Below are 18,381 nucleotides of genomic sequence, written 5' to 3' on the forward strand. Positions count from 1 at the left end.
TTTACCTGATAAGTTTAAACTGCTTTCCAGGGAGGGACTTAACAAAACCCTCAAACTCCAAATTTAGCAATTCGGAGGCTAGTTGATGAATCGGTATTTGTGTGTTCCAGCTCAAAGTGTCCAAATGGATGCCATTGGGCTGTTTCTCCAGCGAATCCCATATTTTGGAAGCCATTTCGCTCAGGGCTGCTGGCTTGGTTGCCGTCTTCTTTTTTGTGGACGAAGCAAGATCCCAATTGAGCAGGGAAGCAAGACTTTCCGCTGATGTATAGATATGGGCTTTCTGTTGCTCAATAAGCTTATTGCAGCCCTCTGAAAAACTATTACCAAGGTTGCCGGGTATAGCGAGCACCTCCCGGTCATAGGAATTGGCAATTTCGGCGGTGATAAGCGCACCGCCACGGCTGGCAGCTTCTACCACTATCACCGCTTCGGCCAGGCCGGCAATGATCCTGTTTCGTGCCGGGAAGAACGACGCTTCAGGTTTGGTTCCGGGTGCATACTCTGTAACCAGCCCACCTTCTTCCAACATTTTGATTGCCGTATGCTTGTGCGCCGACGGGTATATAATATCAGTGCCAGAGGCCATTACGCCAAATGTAGGAAGGCCGTTGTCAAGTGCTGCCCTGTGGGCTTCTATGTCGATGCCGTAGGCCAGGCCGCTTACGATAAGTGGATTGTAGGGAATAAGCGATTGAATAATTTCACGGGTAACCTCCCTTCCATAATCGGTGGCACTTCTGGTGCCAACAATAGCCACCGCCTTTGTTGTGTCCAGTGTTCCAGCCCCCTTTTTGAAAATTATCAGGGGAGCATCGTAGATGTGTTTCAGCCGCTCAGGATAGGCTTCATCGGTAAAAAATATGGCTTCGGTATCTTGCTTTTCGCAGCGCTCCAGCACTTTCTCGGCTTCTTTTAAAAAGTCGGCCTGAATCAGGGCTTCAGCAGTTTTCTCTCCAATTCCGTTGATCTTTTTTAGCTTTCCTTTTGGTGTTTTAAAAATAGAAGAGGCTGATCCCAGATGACTGATGAGCATGCGTGCCATGCGGGGCCCAACTCCCGGAACCAATTGGAGGGCTAATTGATATAACTTTTCTTCTGTCAATCTTTCTGTTCTAACTCGCCTCTTAATTTAACGAGGAAAGACCTGACATTCTTCAATCCATCAATCATTTCCAGTGTATCCTTCGCTTTTTTTGCATTTGTTTTCAAAAAATCCCGTGCTCCCTGCAGGGTATAGCCCTTTTCTTTTACCAGATGGTAAATAAGTTTTACATTTTCGAGGTCTTCTTTGGTAAACTGCCTGTTTCCCTTTCGGTTTTTCTTAGGCTTGATGATGTCGAATTCAGTCTCCCAAAACCGAATCAGGGAGGTAGCTACATCCATCATGTCAGCTACCTCGCCGATGGTGTAGTATTTTTTCTCGATCTCTTTTTCTTTGTATGGCACGTTAATTATTGATTTTAAAAGTGATCAAACCATCATCTAAAATTTCCAATGCTGTATCAGGAAAGTCCTGTAAGGTTAGCTCTTTTATTTTACGAAGCACTTTCTGATTCTCGTCGACCAGTGGCCCTCCTGAGCCCAACTGGTGAGTGGAGAATATCTGACCCTGCAGAAAATCACCCTCTCCATTTACCCATAACTTTACAATGGGGGCGATGCCATTGGGACCCTTAAGATTAAACCGGCGATAGGTGCAAAAATTGCCCATGCTGTAGGCTATAAATTTCCCCTCGTAAAGATCCACTGCCCTGGTTACATGCGGGCCGTGACCAAAAACGATGTCGGCACCGGCGTCAATAACCAACCGGGCAAATTCATACACGTTACCCCTGTCCTCGCCCACAAACGACTCTCTTTTTCGGGTAACATGCTGAAATTCTGGCCCCTCACCACCTGCGTGGAAAGAAACAATCACTATCTGGCACGTCGTGTCAAGGTGTTGAATGATCTCCCTGGCCCTGGCGTAGTCGTGAATACTGATGGTGCCTGTGTTTGGGGCAAAGGCAGCAAAGCCTATTTTAGTTTTTTTAGCTTCAAAGATGGTATAAGGGGTTGATTGAGTGCCCGCTACGGCTATGCCCAACCCTGTGAGCACTTCGATGGAGCTTTTTCGCCCCTCCGGTCCAAAATCACCGGCGTGGTTGTTGGCCAGGCTCATTACATCGAAGCCAGCTTCTTTCAAATGAACCGCATAGTGTTCCGGCGTTTTAAAAAGATAGCAAAGCTTTGGGTTGTTGCATTCTTTTGGGGTGCCATCGTCGTCAATAAGCACTCCCTCGTAGTTGCCAAAAGTAACATCTGCCTCCTTGAGGATGTGTTCTACATCGCTCAAAAGCATACTACCATTTGCTGGTGGTAAGTATTCCTTCGAAGGGTATTCCGTCCCCAGCATAATGTCGCCCACGCCAATAACGGTCAAAGTGTCCGGCACTACTTCGAATACTTCAAGGGCTATCTCCTCACCAATTTTTTCAAGCGTGTCACCGTTTGAGGTTACATACACCGGGGCCGGTGCAGGCACAACAACCGTGTCTTTTGCAACTGGAGCAGGGGTGTTATCCACCGTTGAAGCCAGCCTGCTTGTTTTGCAGGAAAAGGCAGCTAACGACAATAGTAGTATGAACCCTGATTGCTTGAACATGGTTTGGATGGTGTGGCACAAAAATAGAGTATCAAGGTGGAAGTGGCTTTTCAATTCACATGAAATTTATCCACAATTTATTGACACAAAAAAGGCAGCCTTCCGGGAAAGCTGCCTTCATGTTCAGATTCAACTCTTTTTATCCAAGTGATTGGTTTTCAACAGAAGCAAGTCTGAGTATTTCTTCATATTCTTCAGGGGTAACTCCCTGGAAGAAGTAGTGAACAGGGTCGGTGGCCTTGCCATTAATATGCACTTCATAGTGCACATGAGGAGCAGTAGACTTTCCGGTGCTTCCAACAAAACCGATCGTCTCACCTCTTTTGACCTTCTGACCTACTTTCACGTTTTGTAAGTCCATGTGGCCGTATAAGGTTTCGTAGCCAAAGCCATGGTCTATAACCACATACTTGCCGTATCCGCCAAAGTCATATCGTACAGATTTTACTACACCGTCTCCGGTGGCATAAATGGGTGTGCCTCTCTCCGCAGAAAAGTCAACACCTGCGTGCATTTTAGACGTTTTCAGGATGGGATCAATTCTTATTCCATAACCTGAAGCAAGGCGCTTTAACTCTTTGTTGGATATTGGCTGAATAGCAGGCGTGGCAGCCCAAAGTTCTTCTTTATTCTTAGCCAGCTTCATGATTTCATCAAACGACTTGGTTTGAATATACATCTGCTTCTTCAGCTTGTCGAGTTTTTTAAACGACTCTACAATCAATTCTTCACGCTGAAGGTCAGACTCTATCATGTCCTTGTAACGGTTTGCCCCTCCAACCCCCGCTTCTCTTATCGACGACGGGATAGGCTCTGCTTCAAAAATAACACGGTAAATCTGATCGTCCCTATTTTGAAGTGAGGCGAGCATCTCCTGAGTGTCATTCATGTCCTTCTTGAGAAGCTCATAGTACATATTAAGCTCTTCATTCTCTTTCTTGAGAAGGGCTTCTTTGGGGGAGTCAAAATAGGTGTTGTAACCCAAAAGAATGCCTATAGCCAAAATGAGGGAGACAGTAAAGAAGCCTAGAAGATTAAGGAAAATATCCCAGGAGCTGACCTTCACACGCTCATATTTGCATGTTTCGGTGTCGTAGTAATATTTTATCCTAGCCATAGGTTGACAGTTAGTCTTTTATTGTAACTTTGCTTCTATATAAGCGAATCTCATCGCTTTTACGGAAAATTCTGAATTCCGTTATAATTCAGGCGCAATATAAGAATTTTTAAACATATTCTGGATATTTCCCAACCTCCGGTAAGTTTGAAAGCAGCATAAACCCCTTTAGTTATTGATAAGTAAACTGTACAATTCTAAGATGCTACAGTTTATCAGACCGTTTTATTCAAATGACAGCAGCAGAGATAAGACAGAAGTTCCTTCAATTTTTTGAAAGCAAAGGCCATAAAATAGTGCCTTCCGCCCCCATGGTAGTTCAAAACGACCCTACATTGATGTTTACCAATGCGGGTATGAATCAGTTCAAAGACTACTTTCTTGGCAATAAGGAAGCGCAGGTAAAGCGAATAGCTGACACACAGAAATGTCTGAGAGTGTCAGGAAAACACAACGATCTTGAGGAAGTGGGGCTGGATACCTACCACCACACCATGTTCGAAATGCTTGGCAACTGGTCTTTTGGGGATTATTTCAAAAAAGATGCGATCAACTGGGCATGGGAACTACTGACGGAAGTGTATAAGCTGCCCAAGGACAGGTTGTATGCGACGGTGTTTGGTGGAGATGAATCAGAAAACTTAGAGAAAGACAATGAGGCATTTGACCTATGGAATGCTCATTTGCCTGCCGATAGGGTGCTGGACGGCTCGAAGAAAGACAACTTCTGGGAAATGGGTGATACAGGCCCTTGCGGGCCTTGTTCTGAATTACACATCGACTTAAGAGATGCCGCTGAAATAGCGAAGGTGCCTGGCAGAGAGATGGTCAACATGGGCCATCCGCAGGTAGTAGAGATATGGAACCTGGTATTCATTCAGTTCAACCGGGTATCGGATGGAAGCCTCAAATCGCTGCCAGCCAAACATGTCGACACAGGGATGGGCTTCGAAAGGCTTGTGATGGCTTTGCAGGGCAAAAAGTCGAACTACGATACCGACGTCTTCCAGCCAATGATCGCTGTGCTGTCCGAAAAGGCAGGGGTGGCATATGGCGACGATGAAAAGACAGATATTGCCATGAGGGTGATTTCCGATCACATCAGGGCTATTTCGTTTGCTATTGCCGATGGACAGCTGCCTTCTAATGTAAAGGCTGGCTATGTGATAAGAAGAATTTTGAGAAGGGCAGTGCGCTACGGTTATACCTTCCTGAAGTTTAATGAGCCGTTTCTGCATACTTTGGTGCCGGTGCTTTCCGATCAGTTTGCTGGTGTGTTCCCCGAGTTGGTGGGTCAAAAGGACTTTATAGCCAAAGTAATTTTCGAGGAAGAAACATCTTTCCTGCGCACGCTTGACAAGGGACTCAAGCGAATCGAGGTGATCAAGCAGTCGCTGAAAGGAAATGAAATCAGCGGTGCTGTTGCTTTCGAATTATACGACACCTACGGATTTCCGCTTGACCTAACGGCTTTGATCGCCAGAGAAAACGGACTGACGGTGGATGAAGCTGGCTTTCAAACGGAAATGCAGCAGCAAAAAGACAGGTCGAAGAAGTCGTCCAAAGTGTCGACAGGCGATTGGGTAGAAGTAAAACAAGATGAAGAGCTTGGGTTTATTGGCTATGACAACCTGGAATCGGTTGCCCAGGTAGTAAAATACAGGGAGATAGAAGACAAAGGCAGCAAGCTGTTTCAGCTTGTGCTTGACAATACACCGTTTTATGCTGAAAGCGGCGGACAGGTGGGCGACAAGGGATTGCTTATTTCTGGCGATCAGAAAATAAAGGTGCTGGACACGAAAAAGGAGAATGACCTGATCATTCACTTTGTATCCGAACTGCCCAAAGACCCAACTTTGCCTTTGCAGGCAAAAGTTGATGGTTACAAAAGACAATTAACAGAGAACAACCACAGTGCTACCCACTTGTTGCATGCTGCACTCAGGCAGGTGCTCGGCACGCATGTGCAGCAAAAGGGCTCATTGGTGTCTCCCGATGTGCTTCGTTTCGACTTCTCTCATTTTGCCAAAATGACGGATGAAGAGATCAGAGAAGTGGAGGCCATTACCAATAAAAAAATAAGAGAAAACATAGCGCTGAATGAGCGCCGCAATGTGCCCATCGCTGAAGCCAAACAGTTAGGAGCCATGGCGTTGTTTGGTGAGAAATATGGTGAGTTTGTGCGGGTCATTACCTTTGATCCACACTATTCGGTAGAATTGTGTGGAGGCACTCACGTGCGTGCCACTGGCCAGATCGGTTTTCTCAAAATTGTCTCCGAAAGCAGTGTGGCTGCTGGTGTGCGACGGATCGAGGCGGTAACGGCCGATAAGGCAGAGTCACTGATCATTGAGCAGGACATGCTGATGAACGAGATGAAGGAATTGCTGAAGAACCCGAAAGACCTGGCAAAGGCTGTGGCACAGCTGCTTGAAGAGAAGCAAACTTTGACAAAGGAGCTGGAGGGGTATCGCCTAAAAGCATCGCAGGGTGTGAAGCAGGACTTGCTTAAGGAAGTGAAGGCCATTGATGGCATCAGCCTGCTGGTGGCAGAGGTGACATTGCCAGATGCCGACAGTTTGAAAAAACTAGCTTATGAGCTCAGAAATGAGTTGAGCTCGCTGGCCATGGTGCTGGCAGCGAATATTGACGGCAAGCCTCAGGTAGCTGTGATGTTCGACGATTCGCTCGTGGAAAAATTTGGATTAAATGCCGGGCTCATCGTACGTGACCTGGCCAGAGAAATACAGGGTGGTGGAGGCGGACAACCGTTTTTCGCTACTGCAGGAGGAAAAGACATTAACGGATTGCCCAAAGTGGTGGAAAAAGCAAATGATTTACTGGCAAAAGCGCTTAATTTGAGCTCTCTTGCTTAACCGAAGTGCATCTAATGAGTGATTTGAAGGACAAGAATAGCTTTGAGGCCGTTATTGGACTGGAAGTGCATGTGCAACTGCAGACTAAAAGCAAGGTGTTTTCACCGGATGCCAATAAGTTTGGTTCAGAACCCAATCAGCACATCCATGTGATTAGCCTGGGGCATCCGGGCAGCATGCCGAAGTTGAACAAAAAGGCACTGGAGTACGCCATTGAAATGGGGCTGGCGTGTCACAGCGAAATAGGTCGCTATAATTTCTTTGACAGAAAGAACTACTTCTACCCCGACCTTCCGAAGGGCTATCAGGTGACGCAGGACAAAACACCGATTTGCAAAGGAGGCTACGTCGAAATTGGTTTCGATACCAACACCCCGAAAAAGATCATGCTCCATAAGATTCACATGGAGGAAGATGCAGGAAAATTGATGCACGTCGATGGTAAGGATATTTCGGCAGTGGACTACAACCGGGCTGGTGTGCCCTTGATAGAGATAGTGACTGACCCCATGATTACCTCATCGCAGGATGCCGGTGCTTTTCTTACAGAGATAAGAAAAATGGTGCGTTTTCTGGGCATTTCCGACGGTCATATGGAGGAAGGCTCTTTGCGTTGCGATGCCAACGTGTCGATTCGTAAAAAAGGAGTGACCACGCTGGGCAACAAAGTAGAAGTAAAAAACCTCAACAGCATAAGGTATGTGCAGAAGGCGATTGAGGTAGAAATAGAAAGGCAAACAAATCTCACACTGCAGGGTAAAAAGATCATTTCGGAAACCAGGCTGTTTGATCCTGAGAAGAACCAGACCTACGGCATGCGGATGAAAGAGGAGCTCAACGATTACCGCTACTTCCCCGAGCCTGACCTGGCTCCATTTGTTGTGGACGACACCATGCTTGACGACATCCGCAAAAAGATGGCAAAGCTTCCCCGTCAGTACTACGACGACTTTACTCAAAAATACGGTTTGCCTGCTTACGATGCACTGGTGATCACCGAAAAGAGAGACTTCGCTCATCTCTTTGAAGAAACGGTGGCCCATACCACGTGCTATAAGCAAGTGAGTAACTGGCTAATGGGGCCGATTAAGAGTTACCTGAAAGAAAATGGCACATCCCTGCGCAAGCTTTCCCTCACAGGCGCTATGCTGGCCGACCTGGTCAATCTGGTGGAAAAGGGAACGGTGAGCTACACTGTGGCCTGCCAGAATATCTTTCCGGAGGTGATAAAAACGGGCAAGGCACCTCACGACATTGCGCATGACATGAACCTTGTGCAGGAGTCGGACAGTGATGTGCTGATGCCTGTGATAAAAGAAGTGCTCGCTCAAAATGCTGATAAGGTGGCCATGTACAAAAGTGGAAAAAAGGGACTGCTCGGTATGTTTATGGGGGAGGTAATGAAAAAAACCAATGGAAAGGCCGACCCAAAATTAACCAACCAACTTTTGGTTGAATCATTGGCATAGAAGTCTTGTTAGAGAAAAAAACAGAAAGATGATAAAGTATCTTGTCGTAGTATTAGCAGGAGTTTTACTTATTACCTCGTGTTCTGAGGGCACAAGTCAGGAAGGATTGAAAATTGCTGGAAAAGTAAAATTCCCACAAGAAACAGGCATCATTCAGCTTGAAATGCTGGGACTGGAAGGAATTGACCCCATTGATACACTCACATTGGCTGCCGATAGTACATTTGAAACCTACGTTCAAATCGCTGAACCTTCTTTTTTAAGGATCAACTTCTACGGCAAACAGGTGGTGCCATTGGTGTTGGACAAAAGCGATGTTTATATAGAGGCAGAAGCTTATTCACCGCAAGCCCCGTTCACAGTGACTGGCTCAAAGGACACGGAATACTTCGAAGCAGCCGGTAAGCTCAACGCCAAGTTTCAGTCGGATGTGCAGATGATTAACAATGATTACAGCCAGGCTATGATGTCGGGTGATATTGAGACGGCTAATAAAATACGGGAGCAGTATATTGACATCGAAGCCAGCTTTAGTAAAAACATGAAAAAGCTAATCTGGTCGATGGATAACTCGGTGTCGGCCATATTTGCCTTGAATTACATGGACGCCGAGGCACAGTTTCCTTTTTTCGATAGCCTGGCCACAAGGTTTCAGAATGGCCTGCCCGATTCCCGTTTTACCAAAGAGCTTGTGACCAGGGTGGATAATATGAGGGCGTTGGCCGTGGGGGCAATGGCCCCGGAAATTAACCTACCAAACCCAGATGGCGAATCAATTGCCTTGTCATCACTAAGAGGAAAATACGTGCTGGTGGACTTTTGGGCTGCCTGGTGCAAGCCTTGTCGTCAGGAAAACCCGAATGTGGTGGCTTCTTATAACAGGTACAAGGACAAGGGTTTTGAAATATTGGGTGTTTCTCTTGATAGAACAAAGGATGCCTGGCTGAAGGCAATTGAAGACGATGGCCTTACCTGGAAGCATGTGTCGGATTTGAAATACTTTAATTCGGAAGCGGCTGCTACCTACCAAATCAATGCTATTCCGGCTACCTACTTGATTGGCCCTGATGGAAAGATTGTAGCCAAAAACCTTAGAGGAGAGTCATTGGAAAGGAAGCTTGAAGAGATTTTCGGGTGAGATTTTCATTGATTGCTAAGTTCATGCTTTGCTTTCAAGGAACTCAAGCCGCCGGTTCATGATGGCCATTTCTTCCATTCTTAATTTTCTGTCTTCGTTCAAAGCATTCATGAAACGCTCGTTTTGAGCATCCAACTCTTGCTGCCTTTGCTTGCGTTCGTGCTCCAATTCGGATTTCCTGTTCTTTTCTTCCTTTTCCATCCTTAAAAGGACTTTATCCATCCGTTCCCCCTGGTCATCAAGTTTTCGTAAGATCCCATTGACTACCTTGTTATTTTCAACAGCGTAGTCTTTCAAAGCGTCAATATCAGCAGTAAGCTTATCAATGGCTTTCAAGGTATTGCTCAACTGCTCTTCTATTTGATTGACTCGCATGTTTAGTCTTTCGTTATCCATTCAGTATAAAAGTAAGTTTTTTTCTCATTTGTTTCAAAGAGGCGTTTAGTGACATGCAAAGGCTTTTTTTGTCTGGCCGAGAATTCAAGGTCGCCTCTTTTCTAACTCCCGAATCACATCACTGGCAATCCACTTGCTGGTCTTGTCATCTGTGGCCGGGAGTTTCCTTGCCAGTTCAATCACCTCGACAGTTAGATGAGGTCTTTTCTTTCCCACCTGCCTCATTGCCCAGCTTATTGCTTTCTTTATGAAATTTCGGGGGTCGTTGGCTACCGCAGCTGCCTTTTGGAGCATCAAGCGCAGCTCGTCGTCGGTTACGTTATTCTTTTGGTGCATGGTGGCTTCGGCTATTAACACAATACCTGCCCTTCGGGTAAATTCATGTTTGGAGGGGATCCATTCGTTCACTTTGCTTTTCCAGAAAGGAGTATATACGAATAGGTTGCCGCAGCACTGGTCGCACACATCCCAGGAATACATGTCTGCCACCCATGCATCCATTTGTTCGGTAGTCATTTGTTTCGGGTCGCCAACCATGCTGGCAAGCACCTTTGCCTCATGAATATCCGTTTGCCAGAGCTGAAGCGCCAGGGTGTGGTTCTTTTTGATGCTTTTGGCTATTTTGCGAAGCTCAGGCGTTTTGATGCCCAGCGCTTTTTCGGAGGGGATACCGAATCGCTCCACGCCTTTTTTTATCCCCGCATCTGCGAGCAGTTTTAAACCACTAATAACACTTTCTACCGTCTCCATAAATTGATGTTACTGTTTCTGGCTAAACTTACTACTTTGGCAAAATAACCTTTTATCAAACCAATGACTCGACCTACAAACTTAAATTTAGCACTGCTTTTTACCTTTTTGACAACGGCTGCACTCGCTCAACCCGACAGGTGGCAGCAGCGTGTAGAGTACACCATCGATATTGACATGGATGTATCTGCCCATCAGTTCAAGGGTAAGCAAAAGCTCGTTTATTACAACAACTCTCCTGACACGCTCACGAAAGTCTTTTATCACCTTTACTTCAATGCTTTTCAGCCGGGAAGTTCGATGGACGTTCGCTCCCGCACAATCGCTGACCCAGACAGGCGGGTGATGGATAGGATTTATCATTTGAAAGATGATCAGATTGGCTATCAAAAGATTAACGGTCTGAAGCAGGACGGCAAGGCGCTTTCGTATACTGTAGAAGGCACGGTGCTTGAGGTGAACCTGGCCAAGCCGATTCTCCCTAAAAGCAAAGTGACTTTTGACATGGAATTTGAAGGGCAGGTGCCATTGCAAATCCGCAGAAGTGGCTGGAATAACAGGGAAGGTGTGGAGTACTCTATGGCCCAGTGGTATCCAAAAATGGCTGAGTATGACTACGAGGGCTGGCATGCCGATCCGTACGTAGGGAGAGAGTTCTACGCACCGTGGGGCGATTTTAATGTAAACATCACGATTGACTCCGCTTACATGATAGGCGGCTCAGGTTATTTGCAAAACCCCGAACAAATTGGCAAAGGGTATGCAAAGCCCGGCGCTACCATAAAAAGAGCGAAAGGCAGCAAGTTGACCTGGCAGTTCAAAGCCCAGAACGTTCATGACTTCATGTGGGCTGCCGACCCTGACTATCTGCATGATGTGGCACAGGTACCCGACGGCCCTGCCTTGCACTTCTTCTATCAGGGTGATACGCTGGTGGAAAACTGGAAGGAGCTTCAAGGCCTTGCAGTAAAGGCATTTGATTTCCTGAATAAGAACTTTGGCAAGTATCCCTACGACAAGTTTGCCGTGGTGCAGGGAGGTGATGGTGGCATGGAATACCCCATGTCGACGTTGATCACAGGGCACCGCTCTGTTCGTAGTTTGGTAGGTGTGACCGTGCACGAAGCCTTGCACAGCTGGTACCAGGGCGTGTTGGGCACTAACGAGTCGCTGTATCCGTGGATGGACGAAGGCTTTACCGACTATGCCACGCAGATCACCATGCATTACCTTTTCGATGGGCCGAACGGTGGTAATTATATCAACCCGCTGGAAGGTTCGTATCGGTCGTACTTCTCATTGGCGCAAAGCGGCCTGGAGGAGCCTATGTCGACACATTCCGATCATTACAATACCAACAGGGCGTATGGCTCGGCTGCCTACTCTAAAGGAGCTGTTTCGCAGCATCAGCTGAGTTATGTGGTAGGTCACGAAACGTTTATGCGGGGACTTAGGAGGTATTTTGATACCTGGAAGATGAAGCACCCCAATATGAACGACTACATCAGGATTCAGGAGAAGAATTCAGGCCTGGAACTCGACTGGTACTACGAGTATTTTGTGAATTCCACTAAGACGATTGACTATGGCATTAAGTCGGTGGAAGAGCAGGGGGAGCAAACAAACGTTACGCTTGAGAGAATTGAAAAAATGCCGATGCCGATAGAGCTGTACGTGGAATATGCTGATGGCAGCAAAGAGTTGTTTTACATTCCTTTGGATTTAATGAGGGGGGCAAAGGAGCATGACGACCCGAGCATTCCACGCACCATCCTTACCGACTGGCCCTGGACGCATCCGTACTATACCTTCAGCATTCCAAAGAAGCCGAAGGACATTAAGTACATGGAAATAGACCCAACGCAGCGCATGGCTGATACTGACCGCACCAACCAGAGCTACCCGTGGCGCTCGGCCGTGGAGGCGGAGGGAGAGGTGGTGAATAAGTAGGCCGGAGGAGGCTGAATCAAATGGCCCCTGCAGAACGAAATTGTTATATTGAGCTTGCAGAAAAATGTGGGTTTCGACAGGCTCAACCTGACACATTTTTCTGCAAGCTTAAAACACGTTATCGGTAGCTTGTTGAAATACTCAGCGATTGCGTGCGCTAAGGTTTCGATACCGACCTGGAAGGGTTCAAACTGACGCCGCTTTGGGTCATTTGATTCGATCTCCTTACTTTGCATAATCATCCCATGCAACTCTCCACCCTCGACTACATTATCATTGCGGTTTTCCTGGGGCTAACCCTGTTCATAGGGCTGCGGTTTCGCAAGCAGGCTGGGAAGGACATCGCTCAGTTTTTTCTCGGAGGCCGCAACCTTCCCTGGTACATTGCAGGACTTTCCATGTTGGCTACCACTTTCGCTGCCGACACACCCCTGGCAGTCACCGAGCTGGTAGCGCAAAACGGCATAGCTGGCAACTGGCTTTGGTGGAACATGCTGGCGGGTGGCATGCTCACCACCTTCTTCTTTGCCCGTTACTGGCGAAGGGCTGGGGTGCTCACAGATATTGAACTGATTGAACTCCGCTATTCGGGCAAGCCTGCTTCCTTTCTAAGGGGATTCAGAGCCATTTATTTCGGTATTTTCATGAATGTGCTCATCATCGGCTGGGTGAACCTGGCGCTGATGTCGCTGTTGCAGGTCTTCTTCGACATACCTGAAGGCCTGCTGATTTGGTATGTGGGTGCTGCCATGCTGCTGGTAGTGATCTATTCGGGCATGTCGGGCTTGCTGGGGGTGGCGTTTACTGATGTGGTGCAGTTTGCTATTGCCATGGCGGGCAGCATCGTGCTGGCTGTGCTGGTGCTCTACTCGGACGATATCGGAGGCATCGATCAGTTGAAAGCCAATTTACCAGAAGGATCGCTCGATTTCTTCCCCACAATTGGAGGAGACAACAATGGTTCATTGCTGGCGCTGGGTTTGGGGAGCTTCTTTGCTTTTATTGGCGTGCAATGGTGGGCCAGCTGGTACCCGGGGGCTGAGCCTGGCGGAGGTGGGTATATCGCTCAGCGCATGATGAGCACCCGCACCGAGAAGGATGCCGTGTATGCTACCTTGTTTTTTCAGATCGCTCACTATTGCCTGCGCCCCTGGCCCTGGATCATCGTAGCACTCTGTGCGCTGATCTTATACCCCAATCTGAGTGCTGAGGAAAGCCGGTTGGGTTACGTAATGGCCATGAAGGACTATCTGCCATCTGGTTTGAGAGGGCTTGTGCTGGTGGCTTTCTTCGCTGCCTATATGAGCACCATTTCCACCCAGCTTAATCTGGCAGCTGGCTACCTGGTCAATGACTTTTATAAGCGTTTCATTAGGCCTGAAGCAAGTGAGAAGAGGCTGGTGCAAGCCTCCCGTGCGGGGACACTTGGTTTGATGGCTATTTCACTTTGGGTAACGACCTATATCACCAGTATTTCAGGCGTATGGGCCTTCATCATTGAGTGCGGTGCCGGCCTTGGGCTGGTGATGATTCTGCGATGGTACTGGTGGCGCATCAGTGCCTGGAGCGAGATAGTGGCCAGTGTGGCGCCCTTCCTCGCTTACGGACTGTCGAAATTTGTGCTGGTGCGCTATGACCCCATTTGGGGCAAAGGCATCGGGGAAGACCCCACCAGCTTCTTTTTTACTGTTGGCTTTACTACGTTGGCGTGGCTGCTCGCCACCTACCTGGCCCCCGGCACAAGCAGCGAGAAGCTGCAAAGCTTCTACGACCACATCCAACCTGACGGCAACTGGCGACCGTTCAGAAAGGACTGGAACAGAGGCAAGCTGCTGCTTCTGGTGGTTTGCTGGCTAAGCGCCATCGCCATGGCGTATGCTGTGCTATTCGTTACAGGCAGCTTGATTTTTAAAGAATGGGCACAAGCCGGGGTATATGGACTGGTGGTCGTGGGGTCTTTTTTGGTGCTGAGAGGCGCTTCGGGAAAGGTGAGGATTTTTGATGTTTAGGTAACTGAGTCGAATTTTGACCGCCTGATTATCACGCTTTGCAAACATTGGTTTTCTATTTAGTTGAAAAAAGACTAGTTTGATTTGTTGTACTGGGTTGTTTTTCAGTGGGTGGCGATTACTTTTAATCTGGCATATCTAATGGAAATCGATACTCGTTAAATAACGCCCGATGGAAAAGAAATACAGGTATTTAGGGTTTTTCCTGCTGTTGCTAATTCCATTGACCCTACTTGGGTTTTACAGGACCTACTTTGGCCTGGCTCCTGAGTTCAATGAGCAGACCGATATATTCATACATCTGCATGCATTCATTGCTACGATTTGGATTCTCTTGCTAATCACCCAACCCTTTCTGATACAATACCAAAAGCTAAAAGCTCACCGCTTGCTTGGTAAGCTTTCGTTTGTCATATTTCCTTTGCTGGTGCTGTCATTTATTCCTCAGATGGTAAAGAATGCGAGTTCAGGACATAGCAGCGAATTGTTTTTTCCTGTAAGAGACACCCTGATGCTGAGTTTATTTTACGGACTCGCTATCTATCATAAGAGAAATAGTTCGCTGCATATGCGGTACATGATTGTCTCGGCGATGGTTTTCCTTTTCCCTACTATTGGACGCATCTCTTATGCATGGTTCCATGTGATGGGCGGAGGGGGAACACATATCTCTTATGTTGTTATTTATGCAGTGCTAATAGGCCTGATTTTTTATGATAAGGTAAATCAGAAAAGTTTTCAACCTTACCTGGTTGCCATGGCGTGTATGGTGGTTTCTCACGGTGCCTTCTTTTTGGTTTTTAGGTAAATGGCTGGCCATCTTTTATGCAGAAATTTCGTATATTAAAGAAGGAAGATTTCGCCATTCGTTCCTTTCTGTATCAAATACCCCCTTTTCTTTGCAGCGCAGCAGTTGTTCGTTTGCTGCGTACCAAACACCAACTTACTGCGCAGCAAACGCTCCGCACATAGCTATGTTGCACCTCCAGGATAGCCTTAATGAAGCTCCAATGTAGCCACATCTAACCCTCAATGTAGCCACATTTATTTTCCAATGAAGCCTTCATGTGTTCTGGGGCTGCTTATGGCCAGCAAGTGATACAGGAAGGGTCTTCAATGGGCTGTTTAACTTGCATGAAATTCTATTATTTTCCAGGCATTTGGGTAGTATATTGAAGCCATCAAATAAAACGCTATGCTAAAAATACCATACTACGTGACTACTAAGGGCGAAGCCGGAAAAGCTGGTGGCGGGCAGTACAGGTTCTACCCGGCGTTGCTGCCCAGGCGCAAAGCCACTGAGGAAGATGTGATGACCCATATGGAAAGAGCGTACAATGTCCGTCGATCAACGGTGAAGCAGGTGATTATCGCCCTACAGGGAACGATTGTGGATATGCTGGAGACGCACAACCACATTGACCTCGGGGAGTTGGGTTTTGTGCGGCTGGAGATCAAATGCAGCGGGGAAGACGACCCGACCAAGGTCACCCGCCACCACATCAAAAAGCCCACACTGCATATTCGGTTAAGCGGCACTATGAAGCAAGCACTTAAATACTTTAGGTTCGAAAAGGCCACCGCCTCTGAGCTGAAAAATGCCGGGGTGGCCAATGCCAAGAAGAAGTGAGGGAGCTTGGCTATTTCAAAACCAGCACAAGAGGGCCGTGCATCAGGTCTTTACCAGAAGGCTGGTGCTGACCACCGCCTGAAGACCAAGGGTTATGCACTGGCCCCTACACGGCTCCATGGGTCGAATGGTTTCGTCGTCATGTACTCCTGCCATTGGATGATCAACACTTTTTGGATAGTCCCACGCTCAATAATGGGCATAAACCCATAGTCGTATGAAAAGTAATAAGTGCCCGATTGGGTAGGGTAAATGGTGGTGAAAAGTTTGAAATCGAATTTCAGCTGGTCAAGAATGTCTTTTCTCACGGGGGCCTTGCCGGTTGGGCACAACGTATAAAGAATTTTTCTATTCCGGCGGATAAGCTTATTGGCTACCTGAATGTTTTTCTCCAGGGCTCCTTTATGACGGTTGTGGTAGGCATTTCGGCACTGGGCATCGCAAAATCGTTTGTCCCACCTGCCTACCAGTGCTTCTCCACAGTGCTGACAGTTATTACTTAACATAATAAGTGTTTTTATAAATACTTATAAACGTATATAAATGCTTATAAACATACTTAAGGTAGAAATATTCTCTCTATTTAGGTCTATGAAAACTGGACAAACTATCATTTACAATCCGGCGGCCCACGGCAGCACGCCACCTGCCCGGCTGGCCGATCCGGTGGTAAAGGAATACCAAGAGGCGTTAGCCCTGTTCAGACAAAAGCTGGTCATACGCCGGTACAGTGCATCGACGCTGAGCACGTATTTTTATATGTTTCGGGAGTTTTTAAAAGCCATGTACCCGATGCCGATCAGGCAGCTAAGGAAGGAAGACATACTTGCCTATCAGGCAATGCTGATAAAAGAAAGAAATGTATCCTCTTCTTATCAGAATCAAAGCATCAATGCGATCAAGTTTTACTTTGAAAAAGTGATGGGCATGCCCACCGGGTATTATGACCTTGAGCGCCCCCTGAAAGAGCAGAAGCTACCGACTGTATTCAGCAAAAAAGAAGTGGCAGCTATTTTGAGTAATTGCCACAATATCAAGCATGAAGCAATCCTGACTCTTATTTACTCGGCTGGACTGAGAATTTCTGAAGCGATAGATATAGAAATCAAAGACATTGATTCGGATAATATGCGGATCTGGATAAGGGGAGCCAAAGGCAAGAAGGACAGGCTCAGCGTGCTTTCGCCAAAAATGCTGGACTTGCTACGCACCTACTACCGGAAAGAAAGGCCAAAGCAATACCTTTTTGAAGGGCCTGCTCATGCGAAATACTCAGTGACCAGCATCAGGAATGTGTTTCACCGGGCCAAAAAGAAGGCGGGCGTAACAGCGCCCGGAACAGTGCACACACTGAGGCATTCATTTGCCACTCACCTGCTGGAAAATGGCACCAACCTCAGGTATATTCAGCAGCTACTTGGGCACGGCAGCAGCAAAACTACCGAGATTTACACCCACGTGTGCAACACCAACCTGACGAACATCAGTAGCCCGCTTGATTCGTTATAAAAATGGGATTAACTTAAATGCGAAATAAAGACAATTGTGCTTGCACAGTTGTTACCCTCAATGATGTTCGACACTAACGTATATTATCCAGACGAAATTCCAGCTAAGTCAAATCGACCTACTGTCTGCAACATCACATGGATTACTTCAATTGTGGCAATATCAGCGCTGATATTAATAACTAATGCCTATACGGACGAACAGATAGCAGCCGACCCAACGCTCAAAGCCTATTTTGTTACCATTGTACTGGTGTTTGTTCCGTTACTTGGATTCCTTACTTACTGTCGATTCCCTAGCAGTAAAAAGGCGCTCAGTGGGCGACTGCTTCTTGACCTAAGAATCGGGCATGATGAAATACGAATTGGTAATTATACTTGTAGGACAACGGATATTTCCAGTTTAGATATAACAATCAGTGGATACAGAAACTTCTATTCTCACGGTGTAGACAATTGTTTGGCTGTACGGACTATTGACGATGAAAATACAATTCGGTTTGAATTACAGTCCAAGTCAGACTACTCCAAACTGCTTCTGACGATTTCGGCACTTCGAACACAGGGCGTTGCAGTGACCTTGACGGACGAACTGGCTAGAAAATGAGGGTAACACGACGCTAAGAATGAATGCGGGCTTCACCAGTTATCATAGGATTGATGGCTTGGATTGTCCGCCACAAAAGTTAAATTTATTCATCGGCGTGGCTAAGTGCCAGTGGAAGCGGAGCTGCATAAAACTCCCGCACTCATCTTAGCGAGTCGTTGAACGAAACCTCCTTACGGAGGTAGCTTTTCGAAATCCGTATCTTGAAGTGAATCATCAAACTTCAAATGTTATGAAAAAAAAGAAAAGCTAAGCCAGCGGTTCGTTCGTGAGTTGACCTTCCG

15 protein-coding genes are annotated in these 18,381 nt (G+C 46.9%); 8 read left to right on the forward strand and 7 right to left on the reverse strand.

Annotated elements, in window-relative coordinates:
- Position 1 precedes the first annotated feature (1 nt).
- The 4 genes from dprA to GC130_RS21745 all read right to left on the reverse strand — a co-directional run bounded on the left by dprA (position 2) and on the right by GC130_RS21745 (position 3,764).
- Positions 2-1,105, reverse strand: coding sequence for a DNA-processing protein DprA (dprA, locus tag GC130_RS21730; protein ID WP_152000467.1), 1,104 nt, complete (start codon positions 1,103-1,105; stop codon positions 2-4).
- Entirely contained in the window at positions 1,102-1,449 is a 348-nt protein-coding gene (locus tag GC130_RS21735) for a MerR family transcriptional regulator (RefSeq protein WP_152000468.1), read from the reverse strand. Before GC130_RS21735 ends, dprA begins: the two co-directional genes overlap by 4 nt.
- Position 1,450: 1 nt before the next feature.
- Positions 1,451-2,647, reverse strand: coding sequence for a CapA family protein (locus GC130_RS21740; RefSeq protein ID WP_152000469.1), 1,197 nt, complete (start codon positions 2,645-2,647; stop codon positions 1,451-1,453).
- 139 nt (positions 2,648-2,786) lie between these two features.
- Positions 2,787-3,764 carry a M23 family metallopeptidase gene (locus GC130_RS21745; protein WP_152000470.1) on the reverse strand — a complete coding sequence of 326 codons (978 nt, stop codon included), beginning with the start codon at positions 3,762-3,764 and terminating at the stop codon, positions 2,787-2,789.
- A 233-nt stretch (positions 3,765-3,997) separates the two neighbouring features.
- Here GC130_RS21745 and alaS point away from each other — a divergent pair, with 233 nt between their 5' ends.
- Genes alaS through GC130_RS21760 form a run of 3 tightly spaced genes read left to right on the forward strand, consistent with a single transcriptional unit; the run spans position 3,998 to position 9,247 of the window.
- Complete coding sequence (gene alaS / locus GC130_RS21750; RefSeq protein ID WP_152000471.1) at positions 3,998-6,640, forward strand: alanine--tRNA ligase; 2,643 nt, start codon at positions 3,998-4,000, stop codon at positions 6,638-6,640.
- Between the two features lie 14 nt (positions 6,641-6,654).
- A complete protein-coding gene (gene gatB / locus GC130_RS21755; RefSeq protein ID WP_152000472.1) occupies positions 6,655-8,109 on the forward strand; it encodes an Asp-tRNA(Asn)/Glu-tRNA(Gln) amidotransferase subunit GatB in 1,455 nt (484 codons plus the stop codon).
- Between the two features lie 28 nt (positions 8,110-8,137).
- Positions 8,138-9,247 carry a peroxiredoxin gene (locus GC130_RS21760; protein ID WP_152000473.1) on the forward strand — a complete coding sequence of 370 codons (1,110 nt, stop codon included), beginning with the start codon at positions 8,138-8,140 and terminating at the stop codon, positions 9,245-9,247.
- 21 nt (positions 9,248-9,268) lie between these two features.
- Here GC130_RS21760 and GC130_RS21765 read toward each other — a convergent pair whose 3' ends face one another.
- Positions 9,269-9,643, reverse strand: a complete 375-nt coding sequence (locus tag GC130_RS21765) for a hypothetical protein (protein WP_152000474.1) — start codon at positions 9,641-9,643, stop codon at positions 9,269-9,271.
- A gap of 84 nt (positions 9,644-9,727) precedes the next feature.
- On the reverse strand, positions 9,728-10,393 hold the full coding sequence (locus GC130_RS21770) for a DNA alkylation repair protein (RefSeq protein ID WP_152000475.1): 666 nt from the start codon (positions 10,391-10,393) through the stop codon (positions 9,728-9,730).
- A gap of 63 nt (positions 10,394-10,456) precedes the next feature.
- Here GC130_RS21770 and GC130_RS21775 point away from each other — a divergent pair, with 63 nt between their 5' ends.
- The 4 genes from GC130_RS21775 to GC130_RS21790 all read left to right on the forward strand — a co-directional run bounded on the left by GC130_RS21775 (position 10,457) and on the right by GC130_RS21790 (position 15,982).
- Positions 10,457-12,343, forward strand: a complete 1,887-nt coding sequence (locus GC130_RS21775; RefSeq protein ID WP_152000476.1) for a M1 family metallopeptidase — start codon at positions 10,457-10,459, stop codon at positions 12,341-12,343.
- A 245-nt stretch (positions 12,344-12,588) separates the two neighbouring features.
- Entirely contained in the window at positions 12,589-14,352 is a 1,764-nt protein-coding gene (locus GC130_RS21780; protein ID WP_152000477.1) for a sodium:solute symporter family protein, read from the forward strand.
- A gap of 172 nt (positions 14,353-14,524) precedes the next feature.
- The gene (locus tag GC130_RS21785; protein WP_152000478.1) at positions 14,525-15,160 is read left to right on the forward strand and encodes a hypothetical protein; all 636 of its coding nucleotides are present in this window, start codon (positions 14,525-14,527) and stop codon (positions 15,158-15,160) included.
- 387 nt (positions 15,161-15,547) lie between these two features.
- Positions 15,548-15,982 carry a hypothetical protein gene (locus tag GC130_RS21790; protein WP_152000479.1) on the forward strand — a complete coding sequence of 145 codons (435 nt, stop codon included), beginning with the start codon at positions 15,548-15,550 and terminating at the stop codon, positions 15,980-15,982.
- 92 nt (positions 15,983-16,074) lie between these two features.
- Here GC130_RS21790 and GC130_RS21795 read toward each other — a convergent pair whose 3' ends face one another.
- Complete coding sequence (locus GC130_RS21795) at positions 16,075-16,488, reverse strand: hypothetical protein (RefSeq protein WP_152000480.1); 414 nt, start codon at positions 16,486-16,488, stop codon at positions 16,075-16,077.
- Positions 16,489-16,573: 85 nt separating this feature from the next.
- On the opposite strand from GC130_RS21795, the gene GC130_RS21800 reads away from it, so the two are divergent.
- Positions 16,574-17,491 (forward strand): site-specific integrase, encoded by a 918-nt coding sequence (locus tag GC130_RS21800; RefSeq protein WP_152000481.1) that lies wholly within the window; start codon positions 16,574-16,576, stop codon positions 17,489-17,491.
- Positions 17,492-18,381 lie beyond the last annotated feature (890 nt).

Source organism: Imperialibacter sp. EC-SDR9 (genome assembly GCF_902498805.1).
Taxonomy (GTDB): domain Bacteria; phylum Bacteroidota; class Bacteroidia; order Cytophagales; family Cyclobacteriaceae; genus Imperialibacter.